At 57.3% G+C, this 16,685-nt stretch carries 17 protein-coding genes; 9 read left to right on the plus strand and 8 right to left on the minus strand.

The window, feature by feature from the left end; translation table 11 throughout:
• Positions 1 to 706: 706 nt before the first annotated feature.
• The 6 genes from A1830_RS02215 to A1830_RS02240 form a co-directional block, all read right to left on the minus strand.
• Complete coding sequence (locus A1830_RS02215; RefSeq protein ID WP_067701108.1) at positions 707 to 1,804, minus strand: glycerol dehydrogenase; 1,098 nt, start codon at positions 1,802 to 1,804, stop codon at positions 707 to 709.
• A 249-nt stretch (positions 1,805 to 2,053) separates the two neighbouring features.
• Positions 2,054 to 3,022 (minus strand): tRNA 5-methoxyuridine(34)/uridine 5-oxyacetic acid(34) synthase CmoB, encoded by a 969-nt coding sequence (gene cmoB, locus A1830_RS02220; protein ID WP_067701110.1) that lies wholly within the window; start codon positions 3,020 to 3,022, stop codon positions 2,054 to 2,056.
• Positions 3,019 to 3,759: a carboxy-S-adenosyl-L-methionine synthase CmoA gene (cmoA, locus tag A1830_RS02225; protein ID WP_067701113.1), complete on the minus strand. Its 741-nt coding sequence runs from the start codon at positions 3,757 to 3,759 to the stop codon at positions 3,019 to 3,021. Before cmoA ends, cmoB begins: the two co-directional genes overlap by 4 nt.
• Before the next feature lie 117 nt (positions 3,760 to 3,876).
• Complete coding sequence (locus A1830_RS02230; protein WP_067701116.1) at positions 3,877 to 4,272, minus strand: MAPEG family protein; 396 nt, start codon at positions 4,270 to 4,272, stop codon at positions 3,877 to 3,879.
• A gap of 105 nt (positions 4,273 to 4,377) precedes the next feature.
• Positions 4,378 to 5,202: a DUF72 domain-containing protein gene (locus A1830_RS02235; protein WP_067701119.1), complete on the minus strand. Its 825-nt coding sequence runs from the start codon at positions 5,200 to 5,202 to the stop codon at positions 4,378 to 4,380.
• 88 nt (positions 5,203 to 5,290) lie between these two features.
• On the minus strand, positions 5,291 to 5,854 hold the full coding sequence (locus A1830_RS02240; RefSeq protein ID WP_067701122.1) for a hydrolase: 564 nt from the start codon (positions 5,852 to 5,854) through the stop codon (positions 5,291 to 5,293).
• A 282-nt stretch (positions 5,855 to 6,136) separates the two neighbouring features.
• Here A1830_RS02240 and aspS point away from each other — a divergent pair, with 282 nt between their 5' ends.
• The 6 genes from aspS to ruvB all read left to right on the plus strand — a co-directional run bounded on the left by aspS (position 6,137) and on the right by ruvB (position 11,502).
• A complete protein-coding gene (gene aspS, locus A1830_RS02245; protein ID WP_067701125.1) occupies positions 6,137 to 7,936 on the plus strand; it encodes an aspartate--tRNA ligase in 1,800 nt (599 codons plus the stop codon).
• Complete coding sequence (gene nudB / locus A1830_RS02250) at positions 7,937 to 8,383, plus strand: dihydroneopterin triphosphate diphosphatase (RefSeq protein ID WP_067701128.1); 447 nt, start codon at positions 7,937 to 7,939, stop codon at positions 8,381 to 8,383. It begins immediately after the preceding gene.
• An 89-nt stretch (positions 8,384 to 8,472) separates the two neighbouring features.
• Positions 8,473 to 9,216 (plus strand): YebC/PmpR family DNA-binding transcriptional regulator, encoded by a 744-nt coding sequence (locus A1830_RS02255; RefSeq protein WP_067701131.1) that lies wholly within the window; start codon positions 8,473 to 8,475, stop codon positions 9,214 to 9,216.
• Between the two features lie 43 nt (positions 9,217 to 9,259).
• Positions 9,260 to 9,784 (plus strand): crossover junction endodeoxyribonuclease RuvC, encoded by a 525-nt coding sequence (ruvC, locus tag A1830_RS02260; RefSeq protein WP_067701134.1) that lies wholly within the window; start codon positions 9,260 to 9,262, stop codon positions 9,782 to 9,784.
• An 87-nt stretch (positions 9,785 to 9,871) separates the two neighbouring features.
• On the plus strand, positions 9,872 to 10,489 hold the full coding sequence (gene ruvA / locus A1830_RS02265) for a Holliday junction branch migration protein RuvA (protein ID WP_067701137.1): 618 nt from the start codon (positions 9,872 to 9,874) through the stop codon (positions 10,487 to 10,489).
• Positions 10,490 to 10,497: 8 nt separating this feature from the next.
• Positions 10,498 to 11,502, plus strand: coding sequence for a Holliday junction branch migration DNA helicase RuvB (gene ruvB / locus A1830_RS02270; protein ID WP_067701141.1), 1,005 nt, complete (start codon positions 10,498 to 10,500; stop codon positions 11,500 to 11,502).
• Between the two features lie 160 nt (positions 11,503 to 11,662).
• On the opposite strand, the gene znuB is transcribed toward ruvB, so the two are convergent.
• Both znuB and znuC read right to left on the minus strand, forming a co-directional pair.
• Positions 11,663 to 12,448, minus strand: a complete 786-nt coding sequence (gene znuB, locus A1830_RS02275; protein WP_067701144.1) for a zinc ABC transporter permease subunit ZnuB — start codon at positions 12,446 to 12,448, stop codon at positions 11,663 to 11,665.
• Positions 12,445 to 13,197, minus strand: a complete 753-nt coding sequence (gene znuC / locus A1830_RS02280) for a zinc ABC transporter ATP-binding protein ZnuC (RefSeq protein WP_067701147.1) — start codon at positions 13,195 to 13,197, stop codon at positions 12,445 to 12,447. Before znuC ends, znuB begins: the two co-directional genes overlap by 4 nt.
• A gap of 77 nt (positions 13,198 to 13,274) precedes the next feature.
• On the opposite strand from znuC, the gene znuA reads away from it, so the two are divergent.
• The 3 genes from znuA (at position 13,275) to lpxM (ending at position 16,659) form a co-directional block, all read left to right on the plus strand.
• Positions 13,275 to 14,222 (plus strand): zinc ABC transporter substrate-binding protein ZnuA, encoded by a 948-nt coding sequence (gene znuA, locus A1830_RS02285; protein ID WP_067701150.1) that lies wholly within the window; start codon positions 13,275 to 13,277, stop codon positions 14,220 to 14,222.
• 13 nt (positions 14,223 to 14,235) lie between these two features.
• Complete coding sequence (gene mepM, locus A1830_RS02290; protein WP_067701153.1) at positions 14,236 to 15,561, plus strand: murein DD-endopeptidase MepM; 1,326 nt, start codon at positions 14,236 to 14,238, stop codon at positions 15,559 to 15,561.
• Positions 15,562 to 15,690: 129 nt separating this feature from the next.
• On the plus strand, positions 15,691 to 16,659 hold the full coding sequence (gene lpxM / locus A1830_RS02295) for a lauroyl-Kdo(2)-lipid IV(A) myristoyltransferase (RefSeq protein WP_067701156.1): 969 nt from the start codon (positions 15,691 to 15,693) through the stop codon (positions 16,657 to 16,659).
• The last annotated feature ends 26 nt before the right edge of the window (positions 16,660 to 16,685 follow it).

Consider the following 16,685-nt stretch of genomic DNA (forward strand, 5'->3'; position numbering starts at 1 on the left):
GCGTCCTGCCCGCCGCTCCCTGAGTGCAGCATCCCTGCTGCCCTCGCCTGGCCCTCCGTCTCTGCCGCAGCGCTGCGGAATGCCCGTCACCCGCTGGGATTGTCCACCTCTCAGGCTTCTGAGTCGTTTCAGATAAGACCTTTTATCAATACGCAGGGTTCTTTCCACAATAAAACCGGGCAAGGAGTTTCCTGTCACCCCGGAACCGCCCTTACCCTCAGCCAGCACAATGTAGTAAGCCGGCGGGTGGGGCCCGGTGACAGGCAATCCGCAGCGCTGAGTGGAGGGAGGAAGACCCGGATGGGCCAGCAGGGATGCTGGCCCAAGGGCATGCCGGGACAGGGATGTCACGTCATGCCCGGTCCGAAAGGTCGACGAGCGGAGCGAAGGNCGGATGGGCCAGCAGGGATGCTGGCCCAAGGGCATGCCGGGACAGGGATGTCACGTCATGCCCGGTCCGAAAGGTCGACGAGCGGAGCGAAGGGACCGCGCCATGCGCGGCGCGAGGACCGCCAGGCACCGGGCCCCACCCGTAGGCGACGGCCCCAGACCCGTAGGCGACGGCACCAGACCTGTAGGCGACGACACCAGACCCGTAGGCGACGGCACCAGACCTTTAGCCAGCCGGGCCCCACCCCCAGGCGACACCTCCAGCTTTTGTAGCACCGGGCCCCGCATGCCAGCGACGGGCTTAACCTAAAGGACGCTATTTAACCGTCTGACTGAAGGCATCAACGGCCAAAATGGCGCTGGCGATATCCTCTGCGCTGAGATTCGGATTGAGATTCTTAAGCGTATCCCCTTCGTTATTGGCCAGTGCGCCAATCTTCACCAGATTCTCCCAGCTCTCATTTTCCAGATGCAGCTCCTTCAGCGTAACCGGCATCTTAATCGCGCGATAAAAACGAATATAGCGGGCAATCTCCTCATCCGGACGCTGCTCAAGCACCATCTGCGTCAACGTGCCATAGGCTACCTTCTCACCGTGGGTAAGATGATGAATATCGCCTTCGATGGCGGTAAAACCATTATGGATCGCGTGTGCGCCTGCCAGTCCTGCATTCTCAAACCCCAGTCCGGAAAGCAGCGTATTCGCCTCAACCACGGCCTCCACGGCGGGCGTCACCAGCTTTTTCTCGACGGCCTGGTAAGCGCTGAACCCATAGGTCAGCAGCGTTTTTTCACAGGCCTCGGCAATAGCCATGCCCGCAATGGTCGGATCGCCATTGACCATCGACTTACTGTGCGAGCGTTTTACCGCCTGCGCCTCAACAAAGGTCGCCAGCCCATCGGCGATACCGGAAGCGAACAATCTGACCGGTGCGCGGGCGCAAACCTGAGTATCTACCAGCACCAGGTCAGGGTTTTTACTGTAGAAACGGTAGCTTTCAAACACGCCGCTATCCGAATAGATCACCGACAGTGCGCTACAGGGGGCATCCGTTGATGCAATCGTCGGAACGATAACCACAGGCTGCTTCAGTTCATCCGCGACGGCTTTCACGGTATCCAGGGTTTTCCCACCGCCGAGACCGACGACCAGGCTGGCTCCGCCGTTTTTTGCCAGTCCTGCCAGGCGGGTAATTTCATTACTGGAGGCTTCACCATTGAACTGCTGATAGTGAAACGCAATGTTGTTCTGCTTCAGTGAGATTTCGACATCTTTTCCAATCAGCCCCCAGACGATGTCGTCCGCGACCACAAACGCGTTATTGCCAAGCTCAGCGACGTACTCGCCCAGCTGGGCCAACACGCCTGCACCCTGAACATATTTCCGCGGTGAAGAGAATACAAACTTACTCATGCAAGACTCCTTGTAATGAAATAAAACAGAAGTGTGTCTCCTTTATCCTGGTCTTTTTATCGCGTCGTGGCTTGTTAAAAAACGCTTTTCGGAAAGTTTCACATAAGTTGAAACTGCTGAAAACTACGCCAGGGTGTCGGAGCGAAATCGAACGAGGGTTGAAGGGCAACATCACCCGGAATAGCCTTAATCTGAGGCGGCACAGGGCGTGCCGCCTCGACGGGTACGGGGCAAAACGCGGGCGCGGGCTTAAGGCTTGCGCGCCACCAGTACCGCGCGCAGCGGAGCCGGGTAGCCCTCGACGGTTTTAGAACTGTCATCGGGGTCAAGGAACTCCGCGAGTGAGCCGGTCACCATCCAGTCGGTACGGCGCTGTTCGTCCGTCGTGGTACGCGAATAATCCACAATACGCACATCCTCGAATCCGCACTTCTCCAGCCACCCTTTCAGCGCACCGGTAGAGGGAATGAAATAGACGTTGCGCATCTGCGCATATCGCTCGCCCGGCACCAGGACATCCCGCTCGCCGCCCTCAATCACCAGCGTCTCCAGCACCAGCTCACCGCCGCTCACCAGCTGGTTTTTCAACTGGAGCAGATGATCAAGCGGTGAACGGCGGTGATACAACACGCCCATAGAGAAAACGGTATCAAACGCCTTGAGTTCGGGAAGCTGCTCAATACCTAACGGCAGCAGATGCGCGCGCTGATCGCTGCCCAATAGCTTACGTACCGCCTCGAACTGGCATAAAAACAGCTGCATCGGATCGATGCCCACCGCCAGGCTGGCGCCAGCACCCACCATCCGCCACAGGTGATAGCCGCTGCCGCAGCCCACGTCCAGAATTGTCCTGCCTGCCAGCGGTGAAATGTGCGGCAGCACGCGCGTCCATTTCCAGTCCGAGCGCCACTCGGTATCAATGTTCACGCCGTAGAGCGAAAACGGACCCTTACGCCAGGGCATCAGATTACGCAGCAGTTTCTCAATACCGTCGCGCTGGCGATCGCTCAGCTGGCTGCTGTCAGCGCTGACGCCGTGCAGCAAATCCAGACTCTCGGGCGTCAGCGCAGGCAGGTACTCCACCGATCGATCCCAGTATTTGAAATGACCGTGCAGCTGCTCGCGTTGCCAGGCGGCAAGCTGGGCAGGGAGCGTTTCCAGCCAGTGGGCCAGTGGACCTTTGGCAATAAGCTGGTAAAAATTTCCAAAATCCATCAGGCAGATCCTGCTTTAAGCGCGATCAGCGAGCCGAAATTAAAACACTGGAACCAGAGTTCAGCATGTTCAAAACCGGCGGTACGCAGCCGCTGTTTATGGGTTTCCACGCTGTCCGTCAGCATAACGTTTTCCAGCATACTGCGCTTCTGGCTGATCTCGAGCTCGCTGTAGCCATTGGCTCGTTTGAAATCGTGATGCATGTTAAACAGCAGCTCACCGACGTCCTGGTCGGCAAAGCTGAACTTCTCCGACAGGACCAACGCGCCGCCGGGACGCAGCCCCTGCCAGACGTTGTTCAACAGCTGCTGCCGCTCGGCAGGCTCCAGAAATTGCAGGGTGAAGTTCAGCACCACCATTGAGGCATTTTCAATGGTGATATCACGGATATCCGCTTCGATAACCTCAACCGGCGTGTCGGCCCGGAAAGCATCGATATGGCGGCGGCAGCGCTCAACCATGGCCGGCGAATTATCAACGGAGATAATCTTACAGCCATTAACATGAATATTACGGCGCACGGAGAGCGTCGCCGCGCCCAGCGAGCAGCCCAGGTCATAGATCTGCGTGTCGGGCTGGACAAAACGTTCGGCCAGCATGCCGATCATCGAAATTATATTCGAATAACCCGGCACCGAGCGCTGGATCATATCGGGAAAAACTTCAGCCACGCGCTCGTCAAACGTCCAGTCACCCAGTTTGGCAATTGGCGCGGAGAACAGCATATCGCGGTTAGACATAGTGGTAAGTCCGAAAGGAAAACGGAAAGGCGGTATTCTGGCAGAAAGCAGCGCAGGCTGCACCCTTTCTGCCACGCGGGGCGATCGGCGGGGCGGTACCGCCTGCCCGTTTTAGCGTTAGCGCAGCGTCAGAACCAGGTCCCAGGGCAGATAAATCAAATTGATAATCACCATTCCCAGCAGCGAAAGGATGGAAATAGTGGTGCCATTTTTGCGCCACAACCGGGTGCTGGTGCGCAGGCCATAGATATGCAGCAGGCGGCCCAGGAAAAAAAACAGCGCGGTAAGGTGCAGCAGCCAGATATCAGCGCCGTTCATTTCCATACTAATTAGCAGCAGGGCAGCGATCGGGATAAATTCCACCGCACCGCTGTGAATGCGCAGCGCGATTTGCAGCTCGTAAAACCCGCCGTCACCCCAGGCAACCCGATACTGCTGACGCAGCCGTGAAACGTTTAAAGACAGCTTGATAAGAAACAGGGCACCAAGCACAACATACAGGGCGCTGACCATTCCAACTCCATCGTTTTATTAAAAATATCTGGCAACATCATAGCGATGAAAGTGCAATCTGTCAGGGAAAGGCGACAGGTTGAGGATGATTTCGGACGTTCAGCGTCAGAACAGCTGCGCCTGCTGCGGCCAGTCCGGCGCTTCTCCGCACTGCGGCAGGATCGCCTGCAGGGTGGGCCAGAGAGCCTGAACCAAGTCGGGTGCAAAGCCAATGTCGGGGGTATGGATGAACAGCCAGGGCTGGCCCTGTTCGGCCCATCGCGGCAGCAGCGCCCGCCAGGATTGAAACCAGGCCAGATTAGCCCCGGGATCGTCACCGCCGATAAACCGAATCATCGGCTGATCGGCGGTCTTCACCGCATGTACCGGCAGTACCGGTTTCTTGCGCTGTGCTTCGATAATGGCTGGATTACTCGGTTTTGCCGAATGTACGCCGCGCGTATCGAGGATCACCCGGTTAACGCTACGATCGTGCAACCCACGGTTAAGCGCCCGTTCAGCGTCTCCCTTGGTGAAAAATGCCGGATGACGGACCTCCACGCCGTAGCGAAAGCCAGAGGGCAGGGTATCCAAAAATGCCCAGAGTACCGGTAGCTCATCCGGGCCGAAAGCCGGAGGCAGCTGCAGCCAGTACTGACCCATGCGCGTATCAAGCGGGGCGAGCAGGCTAAAAAATTCTGCGGTGAGATCCTGACAGTTGCGCAGAGCCGACTGATGGCTGATGGTCGCCGGGAATTTAAAGCAGAAACGGAAGTCGTCGTGCGTCATGTCGTACCAACGCTGCACGATCTCCGGCCTCGGCAGGGCATAAAGCGTGGTATTACCCTCTACGCAGTTAAAATAGCGGGCATAGTCCGCAAGGGTAGCAATACCCAGCTTCTTCCACTGAGGATGCTGCCACTGCGGCAGTCCAAGATAAAAAGGCTTCACCGGCGTTCCCTCTCGTATCGTCCAGCAGGAAATGTAACGAGGCCAGCAGCGGAGTGCAACCCGTCAGCAGGCGTGACGGGCTGTCAGCTTATAATGCGGCGATAATGTCCGCGGAGTGACGGACACGGCCCAGGCGCGGGAAAATATTTTTCATGCTGCCCTCGTGCTGGTCGGTGCTGCCCGCGCTGCAAACGTCCTCAGCGACGATCAGGTTGAAACCCAGCTCCCAGGCGTTACGCGCGGTGGACTCCACGCCAATATTGGTGGAGATACCGCCCAGCACGATGGTATCAATACCCCGGCGGCGCAGCTGTAACTCCAGGTCGGTGCCGTAGAATGCGCCCCACTGATGCTTGGTTACTTCGATGTCGCTCTCCTCTTTGCCCAGCGCGGCGGGGTAGACCCACCAGTTCTCGGGCAGGGCACCGCCGTGGCTGACATCGACCGGCTGCTTCGGCGCGTCGCCGAAGTCTTTGGCCCAGCCCACGCGCACCAGCACTACCGGGGCATTGACGGCGCGAAACTTCGCGGCAAGCGTTGCGGCGCGGGCGACTACCTCAGATGCGCTGTGTGGTCCACCGGCAAAGGGCAGTATCCCTTCCTGAAGGTCGATTAATACCAGTGCGGTTTTGGCTGTATTTATCTCTAACATCGTCTCTCCGGTGCAAAAGGGAAACCATTGAGAATACAGCTAATCCTGCTTTTTCTGCGATAAGAACAATGTTCGCAAAGGGTGAAATTTGTTAGCGTTTATGAGAGGCGGGGTGTCTGCGGGCTATTTTGCCCGCTTTCGGGGGCGTTGATGCGGTTACGGCTCTTATCGCGCCGGGCTTTTTCAATTATAATGGCCGCCATTTTTCGCGACAGCATCGCCTGCATGGGCAGAGACAACAAAACTGCTGCGCGTGAGCGGCGAAGTTTAAAGGATATCGTTATGCGTACTGATTATTGCGGACAGCTCAATCTGTCCCACGTAGGCCAGCAAGTGACACTGTGCGGTTGGGTCAACCGCCGCCGCGACCTGGGCAGCCTGATCTTTATTGATATGCGCGATCGCGAAGGTATCGTACAGGTATTTTTCGATCCGGACCGTCAGGAAGCTTTCCAGCTGGCCTCTGAACTCCGTAACGAATTTTGCATTCAGCTCACCGGCACCGTCCGCGCTCGCGACGATAAAAATAAAAACAGCGAGATGCCGACCGGTGAGATCGAAGTGTTTGCCACCGACCTGAGCATTATCAACCGCGCCGAGCCGTTGCCGCTGGATTCCAATCAGGTCAACAGCGAGGAAGCCCGTCTTAAGTACCGCTACCTCGATCTGCGCCGCCCGGATATGGCTCAGCGCCTGAAGGCGCGCGCTAAAATCACCAGCTTCGTCCGTCGCTTTATGGATGACAACGGCTTTCTGGATATCGAAACGCCGATGTTGACCAAGGCCACGCCGGAAGGCGCGCGCGACTACCTGGTACCCAGCCGCGTGCATAAAGGCAAGTTCTATGCTCTGCCGCAGTCGCCTCAGCTGTTTAAACAGCTGCTGATGATGTCGGGCTTCGACCGCTACTATCAGGTGGTCAAATGCTTCCGCGATGAAGATTTACGCGCCGATCGCCAGCCTGAATTTACCCAGATCGATGTTGAAACCTCGTTTATGACCGCCCCGCAGGTGCGTGAGATCATGGAACGTCTGGTGCGCGAGCTGTGGCAGGACGTGAAGTGCGTTGATCTGGGTGATTTCCCCACAATGACCTTCGAAGAGGCGATGCGTCGTTACGGCTCTGACAAGCCGGACCTGCGCAATCCGATGGAGCTGGTGGACGTTGCTGACCTGCTGAACACCGTTGAGTTTAAGGTGTTCTCCGGGCCGGCTAATGACCCTAAAGGTCGCGTGGCGGCGCTTCGTGTGCCGGGCGGCGCTCAGCTCAGTCGTAAACAGATTGACGAATACGGCAAGTTTATTGAAATCTACGGCGCGAAAGGCCTGGCTTATATCAAGGTCAATGAGCGCGCGAAAGGCCTGGAAGGCATCACCAGCCCGGTGGCCAAGTTCCTGAATGCGGACATCGTTGAGTCCATTCTGGCCCGGACCGACGCCGCCGACGGCGATATGATCTTCTTCGGCGCTGACAGGGCGAAAGTGGTGGCTGATGCGCTGGGTGCGCTGCGCCTGAAGCTGGGCCGCGACCTGGCCATCACCGATGCTGCCGCCTGGAAGCCGCTGTGGGTTATCGACTTCCCGATGTTTGAGGATGACGGTGAAGAGGGTCTGACCGCGATGCACCATCCGTTCACCGCGCCGAAAGAGCTGACGCCGGACGAGCTGAAAGCGGCTCCCGAAGCGGCTATTGCCAACGCGTACGATATGGTCATTAACGGCTATGAAGTCGGCGGCGGCTCCGTGCGTATTCATAATGGGCAGATGCAGCAGACGGTGTTTGGCATTCTCGGCATTACCGGGCAGGAACAGCGTGAGAAATTTGGCTTCCTGTTGGATGCGCTCAAATACGGTACGCCGCCGCATGCGGGTCTGGCATTTGGCCTCGACCGTCTGGTGATGCTGCTGACCGGTACGGATAACATCCGTGACGTGATCGCGTTCCCGAAAACGACGGCGGCAGCCTGCCTGATGACCGAGGCCCCAAGCTTCGCGAACCCAGCATCGCTGGGCGAACTGGGCATTGAAGTCGTGAAAAAACAGCAGGCCCGCGCGTCTGATTCGTCATCAGAGAGCGAGTAAATGGCTTTTAAGCATCCGGTATCGGTGCTGGTGGTGATTTACGCCAGCGATACCCGGCGGGTGCTAATGCTGCAGCGGCGGGATGACAGCAGCTTCTGGCAGTCGGTTACCGGCAGTCAGGAGCCTGCGGAAACGCTGGCCGAAACCGCCGTGCGCGAAGTGTGGGAGGAGACGGGAATTAACGTCAACGCTGAGCAGCTCACAGTCAGCGACTGCCAGCGTCAGATAGAATTCGAAATCTTCGCGCATTTCCGCCACCGCTATGCGCCTGATATCACGCATAACGCCGAGCACTGGTTCAGTCTTGCTCTGCCAGCGGAGCGGGATATCGTGCTGAGCGAACACCTGGCGTTTTGCTGGCTGCCCGCCGAAGAGGCCGCGCAGCTGACGAAATCCTGGAGTAACCGCCAGGCAATTGAAGAATTTGTTGTATCACTTTTGGATTAACTTTCTGACCGCAAGACGGTTTTAAATTATCTGACTATCCAGGCGTTATCATTGAGGTAGCCTGTGAGGGATCGAGGAGAGAGGAATTAATGGCTGGTCACAGTAAATGGGCAAATACCAAACACCGCAAAGCGGCTCAGGATGCCAAACGCGGTAAGATTTTCACCAAAATTATCCGCGAGCTGGTCACGGCGGCCAAGCTGGGCGGCGGCGATGCCGCCTCCAACCCGCGCCTGCGTGCGGCAATGGATAAGGCGCTGTCAAACAACATGACGCGCGACACCATGAATCGTGCGATTGCGCGCGGCGTGGGCGGTGAAGATGACAGCAACATGGAAACCATCATCTATGAAGGTTACGGCCCCGGCGGCACGGCTGTGATGGTCGAGTGCCTGAGTGATAACCGTAACCGTACCGTTTCCGAAGTGCGTCACGCGTTTACCAAAACCGGCGGCAACCTCGGCACGGACGGCTCCGTCGCCTACCTGTTTACCCGTAAAGGTGTGGTGTCATTTGCGCCGGGTCTGGAAGAAGACAGCGTAATGGACGCAGCGCTGGAAGCGGGTGCGGAAGATGTGGTGACCTATGATGACGGCGCCATTGACGTGTTCACCGCCTGGGAGTCGCTGGGTGAGGTGAAGGATGCGCTGGAAGCGGCGGGACTGGCCGTGGAATCCGCCGAGGTCACCATGATCCCATCAATGAAGGCCGATATGGATGCTGAAACGGCACCTAAACTGCTGCGCCTGATTGATATGCTGGAAGACTGTGACGATGTGCAGGAAGTCTACCATAACGGTGACATCTCTGATGAGGTGGCGGCAACCCTTTAATGGCGTTGCACTCACTTAAAATCCCTCTGGCCGGAGACGCGTGATGGCGATCATTTTAGGTATCGATCCAGGTTCACGCATAACCGGCTATGGCGTTATTCGTCAGGTCGGACGGCAGCTGACCTATCTGGGCAGCGGCTGTATACGCACCTCGGTGACTGATTTACCCACCCGCCTGAAGCTGATTTATGCAGGAGTCAGCGAGATTATTACCCAGTTCCAGCCGGAATATTTTGCCATTGAGCAGGTGTTTATGGCGAAGAATGCGGACTCCGCGCTAAAGCTTGGTCAGGCGCGCGGTGCGGCAATCGTGGCGGCGGTAAATCAGGACCTGCCGGTGTTTGAATACGCCGCCCGGCAGGTGAAACAGACCGTGGTCGGCACGGGCAGCGCGGAAAAAAGCCAGGTGCAGCATATGGTCAGAACGCTGCTTAAGCTGGCCGCTAATCCCCAGGCGGATGCCGCCGATGCGCTGGCCATTGCCATCACCCACTGTCACGTTAGCCAGAATGCTAACCGCATGGGAGAAGGGCAGCTTAACCTGGCGCGTGGTCGCCTGCGTTCCTGAGAGGCTGGATATCCATCCAGCTTTTTTTATGCTATAACCCCGCACTGATGCTCATCAGCAGGTAGCCTAAAAGATAAGGGGTAAGATGTGATTGGTCGTTTACGAGGCATTATTCTTGAGAAGCAGCCGCCGCAGGTATTGCTGGAAGCCAACGGCGTGGGCTATGAAGTACATATGCCGATGACCTGCTTTTATGAGCTTCCCGAACTGAACCACGAAGCGGTGATCTTCACCCACTTTGTGGTGCGCGAAGATGCCCAGCTGCTGTTTGGTTTTAACAGCAAGCAGGAGCGCGCGCTGTTTCGCGAGCTGATCAAAGTGAACGGCGTGGGGCCTAAGCTTGCGCTGGCTATCCTCTCCGGCATGTCTGCCCAGCAGTTTGTGACCGCCGTAGAACGGGAAGAGATTGCCGCACTGGTTAAACTGCCTGGCGTGGGCAAAAAAACCGCCGAGCGGCTGGTGGTGGAAATGAAAGATCGCTTCAAAGGTATGCATGGCGATCTGTTTGCTGCTGATGCACCTTTCGCACTGACCAGCGAAGTGCAAAACGCCGCAGTATCCAATGATGCGGAAAGTGAAGCGGTTGCTGCGCTGGTATCGCTGGGGTATAAACCTCAGGAAGCCAGCCGGATGATCGCAAAAGTGGATCGCCCGAATGCCGACTGCGAAACGCTTATTCGCGAAGCCCTGCGCGCAGCTATCTGAGGTAAAGCATGATTGAAGCCGACCGCCTGGTCTCGCCGGGAACCATCAATGAAGAAGAGGTCATTGATCGGGCTATTCGCCCCAAACTGCTTGAGGAGTATATCGGCCAGCCGGTCGTTCGCGAGCAGATGGAGATTTTTATCCAGGCAGCCAAAATGCGCGGCGATGCGCTCGATCACCTGCTGATTTTTGGCCCGCCGGGGCTGGGTAAAACCACGCTGGCGAATATCGTTGCCAACGAGATGGGCGTAAACCTGCGCACGACCTCCGGGCCGGTGCTGGAGAAGGCAGGCGATCTGGCGGCCATGCTGACCAACCTTGAACCGCACGACGTGCTGTTTATTGACGAAATCCACCGGCTGTCACCGGTGGTGGAAGAGGTGCTCTATCCGGCGATGGAGGACTACCAGCTGGATATTATGATTGGCGAAGGCCCTGCCGCGCGCTCAATCAAGCTGGATCTGCCGCCCTTCACCCTGATTGGCGCCACCACGCGGGCGGGATCGCTAACCTCACCCCTGCGCGATCGCTTCGGCATCGTGCAGCGGCTGGAGTTCTACCGCGTTGAGGATCTCCAGTATATCGTGGCGCGCAGCGCGGCCTGCCTGGGTCTGCCGCTCAGCGAGGAGGGGGCGCTGGAAATTGCCCGTCGCGCCCGCGGCACACCGCGTATCGCAAACCGACTGCTGCGGCGCGTACGGGATTTCTCGGAGGTGCGCGCCGCGGGCAGCCTGAGTGGCGAGGTGGCATCCCGCGCGCTGGATATGCTGAGCGTCGATACCGAAGGGTTTGACTATATGGACCGTAAGCTGCTGCTGGCGATCATCGACAAATTTACCGGTGGTCCGGTGGGGCTGGATAACCTTGCTGCGGCAATTGGTGAGGAGCGCGAAACCATCGAAGACGTACTGGAGCCTTATCTGATCCAGCAGGGATTTATCCAGCGTACCCCGCGCGGGCGCATCGCAACTCAGCATGCTTATAAGCATTTTGGCATCACCCGGGAAGAGTAGATCCCGGTTCCGGAGAGTGCGAGAGCGGGCGCGACGGTGATAAGCCGACCGTCGGGCGCATCAACGTGGAGCGGTATTGCGCGCATGCCCGGGTCAGATGAGACCGAAAAAAAACACCCTGACAGCATAACGCTGGCAGGGTGTTTTTTTGTGTGTTATCTCAGACGCGGGGTTTGACCGCCATGCTGAGTAAAAACATCAGTGAGGCCCCAAGAACCACCGACGGCCCCGCCGGAGTATCCCAGGTAGCAGAGAAGCTCAGGCCCGCCGACACGGCCACTATCCCCACCAGCACGGCAACGCCGGCCATCTGTTCCGGCGAACGCGCAAAGCGACGGGCGGTGGCCGCCGGGATGATCAGCAGCGACGTGATGATCAGCGCGCCGACAAACTTCATTGCCACGCCGATGGTCAGCGCGGTCACCAGCATTAACACCATTTTGCTGCGCTGGATATTCACGCCATCCACCTGCGCCAGTTCCGGGCTAATGGTCATTGACAGCAGCGAACGCCAGTTAAATGCCAGTACCGTAAGCACCACGGCCACGCCCGCCGCAATGCTGTAGAGATCGGTTGGGGTCACCGACAGCAGATCGCCAAACAGATAGGCCATTAAATCCACCCGCACGTTTGACATCAGGCTGACCACCACCAGCCCCAGCGACAGCGCGCTGTGCGCCATAATGCCCAGAAGCGTATCGATCGCCAGGTGGGGACGACGCTCCAGCCAGACCAGCACCATCGCCAGTAACAGCGTGACCGCGATAACCGCATAAAACGGACTGACGTTAAGCAACAGGCCAAACGCGACGCCCAGAAGGGAGGCGTGGGCTAAGGTATCGCCAAAATAGGACATACGACGCCAGACCACAAATGACCCCAGCGGGCCAGCCGCCAGCGCCAGTAACACTCCAGCCAGCCAGCCGGGTAAAAGCAGTTCAATCACTGACCTGTTCCTCTGCGTAGAACGATACGTCCCTGGAGATCGTGCCGATGGTTATGATGGTGGCGATAAATTGCCAGCTGCTGGGCTCCCTGAGAGCCAAACATGGCGATAAATTCAGGATGCTGTGACACGGCTTCCGGCGTGCCGGAGCAGCAAATATGCTGATTCACGCACAGCACCTCGTCGGTCTTGGCCATCACCAGATGCAGATCGTGCGATACCATCAGCACGCCGCAGTTCAGCTCATGACGCAGCTGGTCTATCAGATCGTAGAGGGCGACCTGACCATTAACGTCAACGCCCTGAGTCGGCTCATCCAGCACCAGCAGCTGCGGATCGTTGAGCAGGGCGCGGGCAAGCAGTACGCGCTGCATCTCCCCACCAGAGAGTTTTTGCAGCGGGTAGTTCAGCAGCTGGGCGGCCTGGACACGGCTAAGCGCCGGGACGATATCCGCGCGCCGCACACCGCCGCGCAGCAGCATAAAGCGCTCAACCGTCAGCGGTAGCGTGGAATCCAGATGGATCTTTTGTGGAACGTAACCGATACGGAGCTGGGCAGGGCGGTGGATGCTACCCTGGTCGGGTTTTATTAACCCCAGCACTACGCGAACCAGGGTAGATTTCCCTGCCCCGTTAGGGCCGAGCAGCGTCAGAATACGCCCCGGCTTAAGCGTAAGCGACACATCGGAGAGGACGCGACGAGCACCAAAGCTGACCGAAATTTTTTCAAGACTTATCAGTGAGGTCATAGTGATTACAGGTTGCAGAAGTTTTAGAATGTTATAATATCACATTCCATCGACCCCTCACGATGGAATGACGCATTATGTTACATAAAATTAAGCCCGCCTTCGCCTCCCTTGCGGGGCTTGCTTTTGCCGCTTCGCTGACCCTGCCTGCCCAGGCGGCGGTTGTCGCCTCGGTTAAACCCCTTGGCTTCATTGCTGCTGCCATTGCTGACGGCGTGACGCCTGTCCAGGTTTTGCTGCCTGATGGCGCATCCGAGCATGATTATGCCCTGCGGCCTTCTGATGTCAAACGCCTGCGCAGCGCGGATTTGGTGGTGTGGGTGGGGCCGGAAATGGAGGCGTTTATGCCGAAAGCGGTGGGACAATTGCCCGCCGGGAAATCCATTGAACTGGCCGCGCTGCCGGCGGTAAAACCCCTGCTTATTCGCGGTGCCGATGATGACGATAGCGGGCATGAAGAGGGGTCACAAGCCCATGAAGAGTCGGGACATTCTCATCATCATGGCGAGTACAATATGCACCTGTGGATGTCCCCAGAAATCGCAAGGCAATCTGCGGTTGCAATCCACGCAAAATTGTTGGAACTTATGCCGCAAAGCAGAGACAAACTAGACGCGAACCTGCAGCATTTTGAGGCAGAATTGGCTACCGCCGATTCGCAAATCCAGTCTCAGCTTGCTCCGGTGAAAGGAAAGGGTTATTTCGTTTTTCACGATGCCTACAGCTACTTTGAAAAACATTTCGGATTGACCCAAACGGGACATTTTACCGTTAACCCTGAGATCCAACCCGGCGCGCAGCGACTACATCAAATACGAACAGAGCTGGTTGAGCGTAAGGCCGTTTGCGTCTTTGCTGAACCACAGTTCAGGCCAGCCGTGATTGAGGCCGTTGCCCGCGGGACTGACGTACGTTCTGGTACGCTGGACCCACTGGGCACCGCCATCACTCCGGGCAGAGACAGCTATGTGAAATTCCTCTCACAGCTGTCCACCCAGTACGCGAGCTGCCTGAAAGGAGACTAGAGGAATATAATACGTGCAGCAGATTGCCCGCGCTGTCGCCATGGCGTTCAACACATTGCCAAGAACCCACCGCATTATGCTGGGTTCACTTACCGCTGTTACTCTGGCCGTCTCTGTCTGGCGGCCTTATGTCCATCATCCCGCTGATGAAAATCCCATCGTAAAAACGATTGAGATGGATAAAAATCAGCTGCGTAAGCTGTTGCCGGAGGCCAGTGAACCTCTCGATCAGGATACGCCCGCCCCTGAAGATGACGTACCTAAAGATGAAATAGATGAAGACGTGCAGAATGAAACCGGTACGCACGACTATGTCGTGTCCTCCGGCGATACCCTGAGCAGTGTTCTGAATCAGTACGGCATTGATATGGGCGACATCGCTCAGCTGGTTAAAGCCGATAAAGACCTGCGTAATTTACAGGTAGGCCAGCAAATTTCCTGGACGCTGACCGATGACGGCCAGCTACAGCGCCTCACCTGGGAAGCCTCCCATCGCGAAACCCGCACCTACGATCGCTCGGGCGATACCTTTAAAGTCAGTTCTGAAATGCTGAAAGGCGAGTGGAAAAGCAGCGTACTTTCCGGCACGGTTGAAGGCAGCTTCGTCACCAGCGCCAAACAGGCAGGACTGAGCAGTGGTGAAATCAGTGCGGTGATCAAAGCCCTCCAGTGGCAGATGGACTTTCGCAAGCTGCGCCACGGTGACAAATTTTCGGTATTGATGTCCCGCGAGATGATGGATGGCAAGACCCAGCAGAGTCAGCTCAAAGGGGTACGCCTGGAGAGCGGCGGCAAGGATTATTATGCCATTCGTGCCGATGACGGTAAGTTCTACGATCGCAGCGGCGCCGGGCTTGCCCGCGGCTTTATGCGCTTCCCCACGGTGAAACAGTATCGCATCTCCTCAAACTATAACCCCCGTCGTCTGAACCCGGTAACGGGGCGCATTGCGCCGCATAAAGGCGTTGATTTCGCGGTGCCAATCGGCACGCCAGTGCTGGCGGTGGGCGATGGTGAAGTTATCGTCTCTAAGCGCAGCGGTGCGGCAGGGAACTACGTTGCCATCCGTCACGGTCGCCAGTATATGACCCGCTATATGCACCTGAAAACGCTGCTGGTGAAGCCGGGTCAGAAGGTCAAGCGCGGCGATCGTATCGCCTTAACCGGCAACACCGGACGCTCAACCGGCCCCCATCTGCATTATGAAATCTGGATCAATAATCAGGCGGTCAATCCACTGACGGCGAAGCTGCCAATGATGGAAGGCCTGACCGGCAGTGAGCGCAGTGCTTATCTGGCCCAGGTCCGGGAAGTGATGCCGCAGCTGCGCTTCAAATAGGCTTAGCGGATTTTTCTTAAGCCGACGGGATGCTCCCGCCGGCTTTTTCGTTTTATCCGTAAAATGATGGGGCATTGCATTATCGCCCGTCGGCACTATCATAGGCCGGTTATTGTTTGAGGCGAGTGCATGGAAAAGAGCAAAAAAAGCAGCATTGAATTTATCCCCGTTTTTCAGAAATCCTTTCTGATGCCGCGCTACTGGGGCAACTGGCTGGCGATTGGCTGCTGTGCCGGACTGGCCTGGGTGCCAGCCCGCCTTCGCGATCCGCTGCTGGGCGCGCTGGGGCGGCTGGCGGGAAAATTTGCGAAAAGCGCACGACGTCGGGCACAGATTAATCTGTATTACTGCCTGCCTGAGCTTCCTGAAGCAGAAAGGGAAAAAATCATCGACGATATGTTCGCCACTGCACCACAGTCAATGGTGATGATGGCAGAGCTGGCGTTGCGTCCTGCGCATACCCGTCCGCGCATTAAGTGGCATAACCGCGAAATCATTGACAGCTGTCGCGATGCGGGGGAGAACGTGATTTTCCTTGTCCCGCACGGCTGGGCGGTCGATATTCCGGCTATGGTGCTGGCCTCGGAAGGGCAGAAAATGGCGGCGATGTTCCATAACCAGCGCAATCCGCTGATGGACTACGTCTGGAACGCGATCCGCCGTCGCTTTGGTGGCAGAATGCATGCCCGTAATGACGGCATCAAACCCTTTATCAGCTCGGTCCGTCAGGGATACTGGGGCTACTATCTGCCCGATCAGGATCACGGTGCTGAACACAGTGAGTTTGTCGATTTCTTTGCCACCTACAAGGCGACGCTGCCTGCCGTAGGGCGGCTGATGAAGGTATGCCGTGCCAGAGTGGTGCCGCTGTTTCCGGTTTATAACAGCAAAACGCACCAGCTGGACGTCCTGCTGCGGCCACCGATGGATGACCTGCTGGAGGCCGACGATACCACGCTGGCCCGGAGGATGAACGAAGAGGTGGAGGTGTTCGTGCGCCCGCATCCCGAGCAGTACACCTGGATCCTCAAGCTGCTGAAAACGCGTAAAGAGGGGGATATCGAACCTTACCGGCGTAAGGACCTCTATCCTAAGTAGTGCGCAGTAAAAAGGGCGGAAATTCC

Origin of the sequence: Erwinia sp. ErVv1, assembly GCF_900068895.1 — a bacterium.
In the GTDB taxonomy this organism is placed as follows: Bacteria; Pseudomonadota; Gammaproteobacteria; order Enterobacterales; family Enterobacteriaceae; genus Erwinia.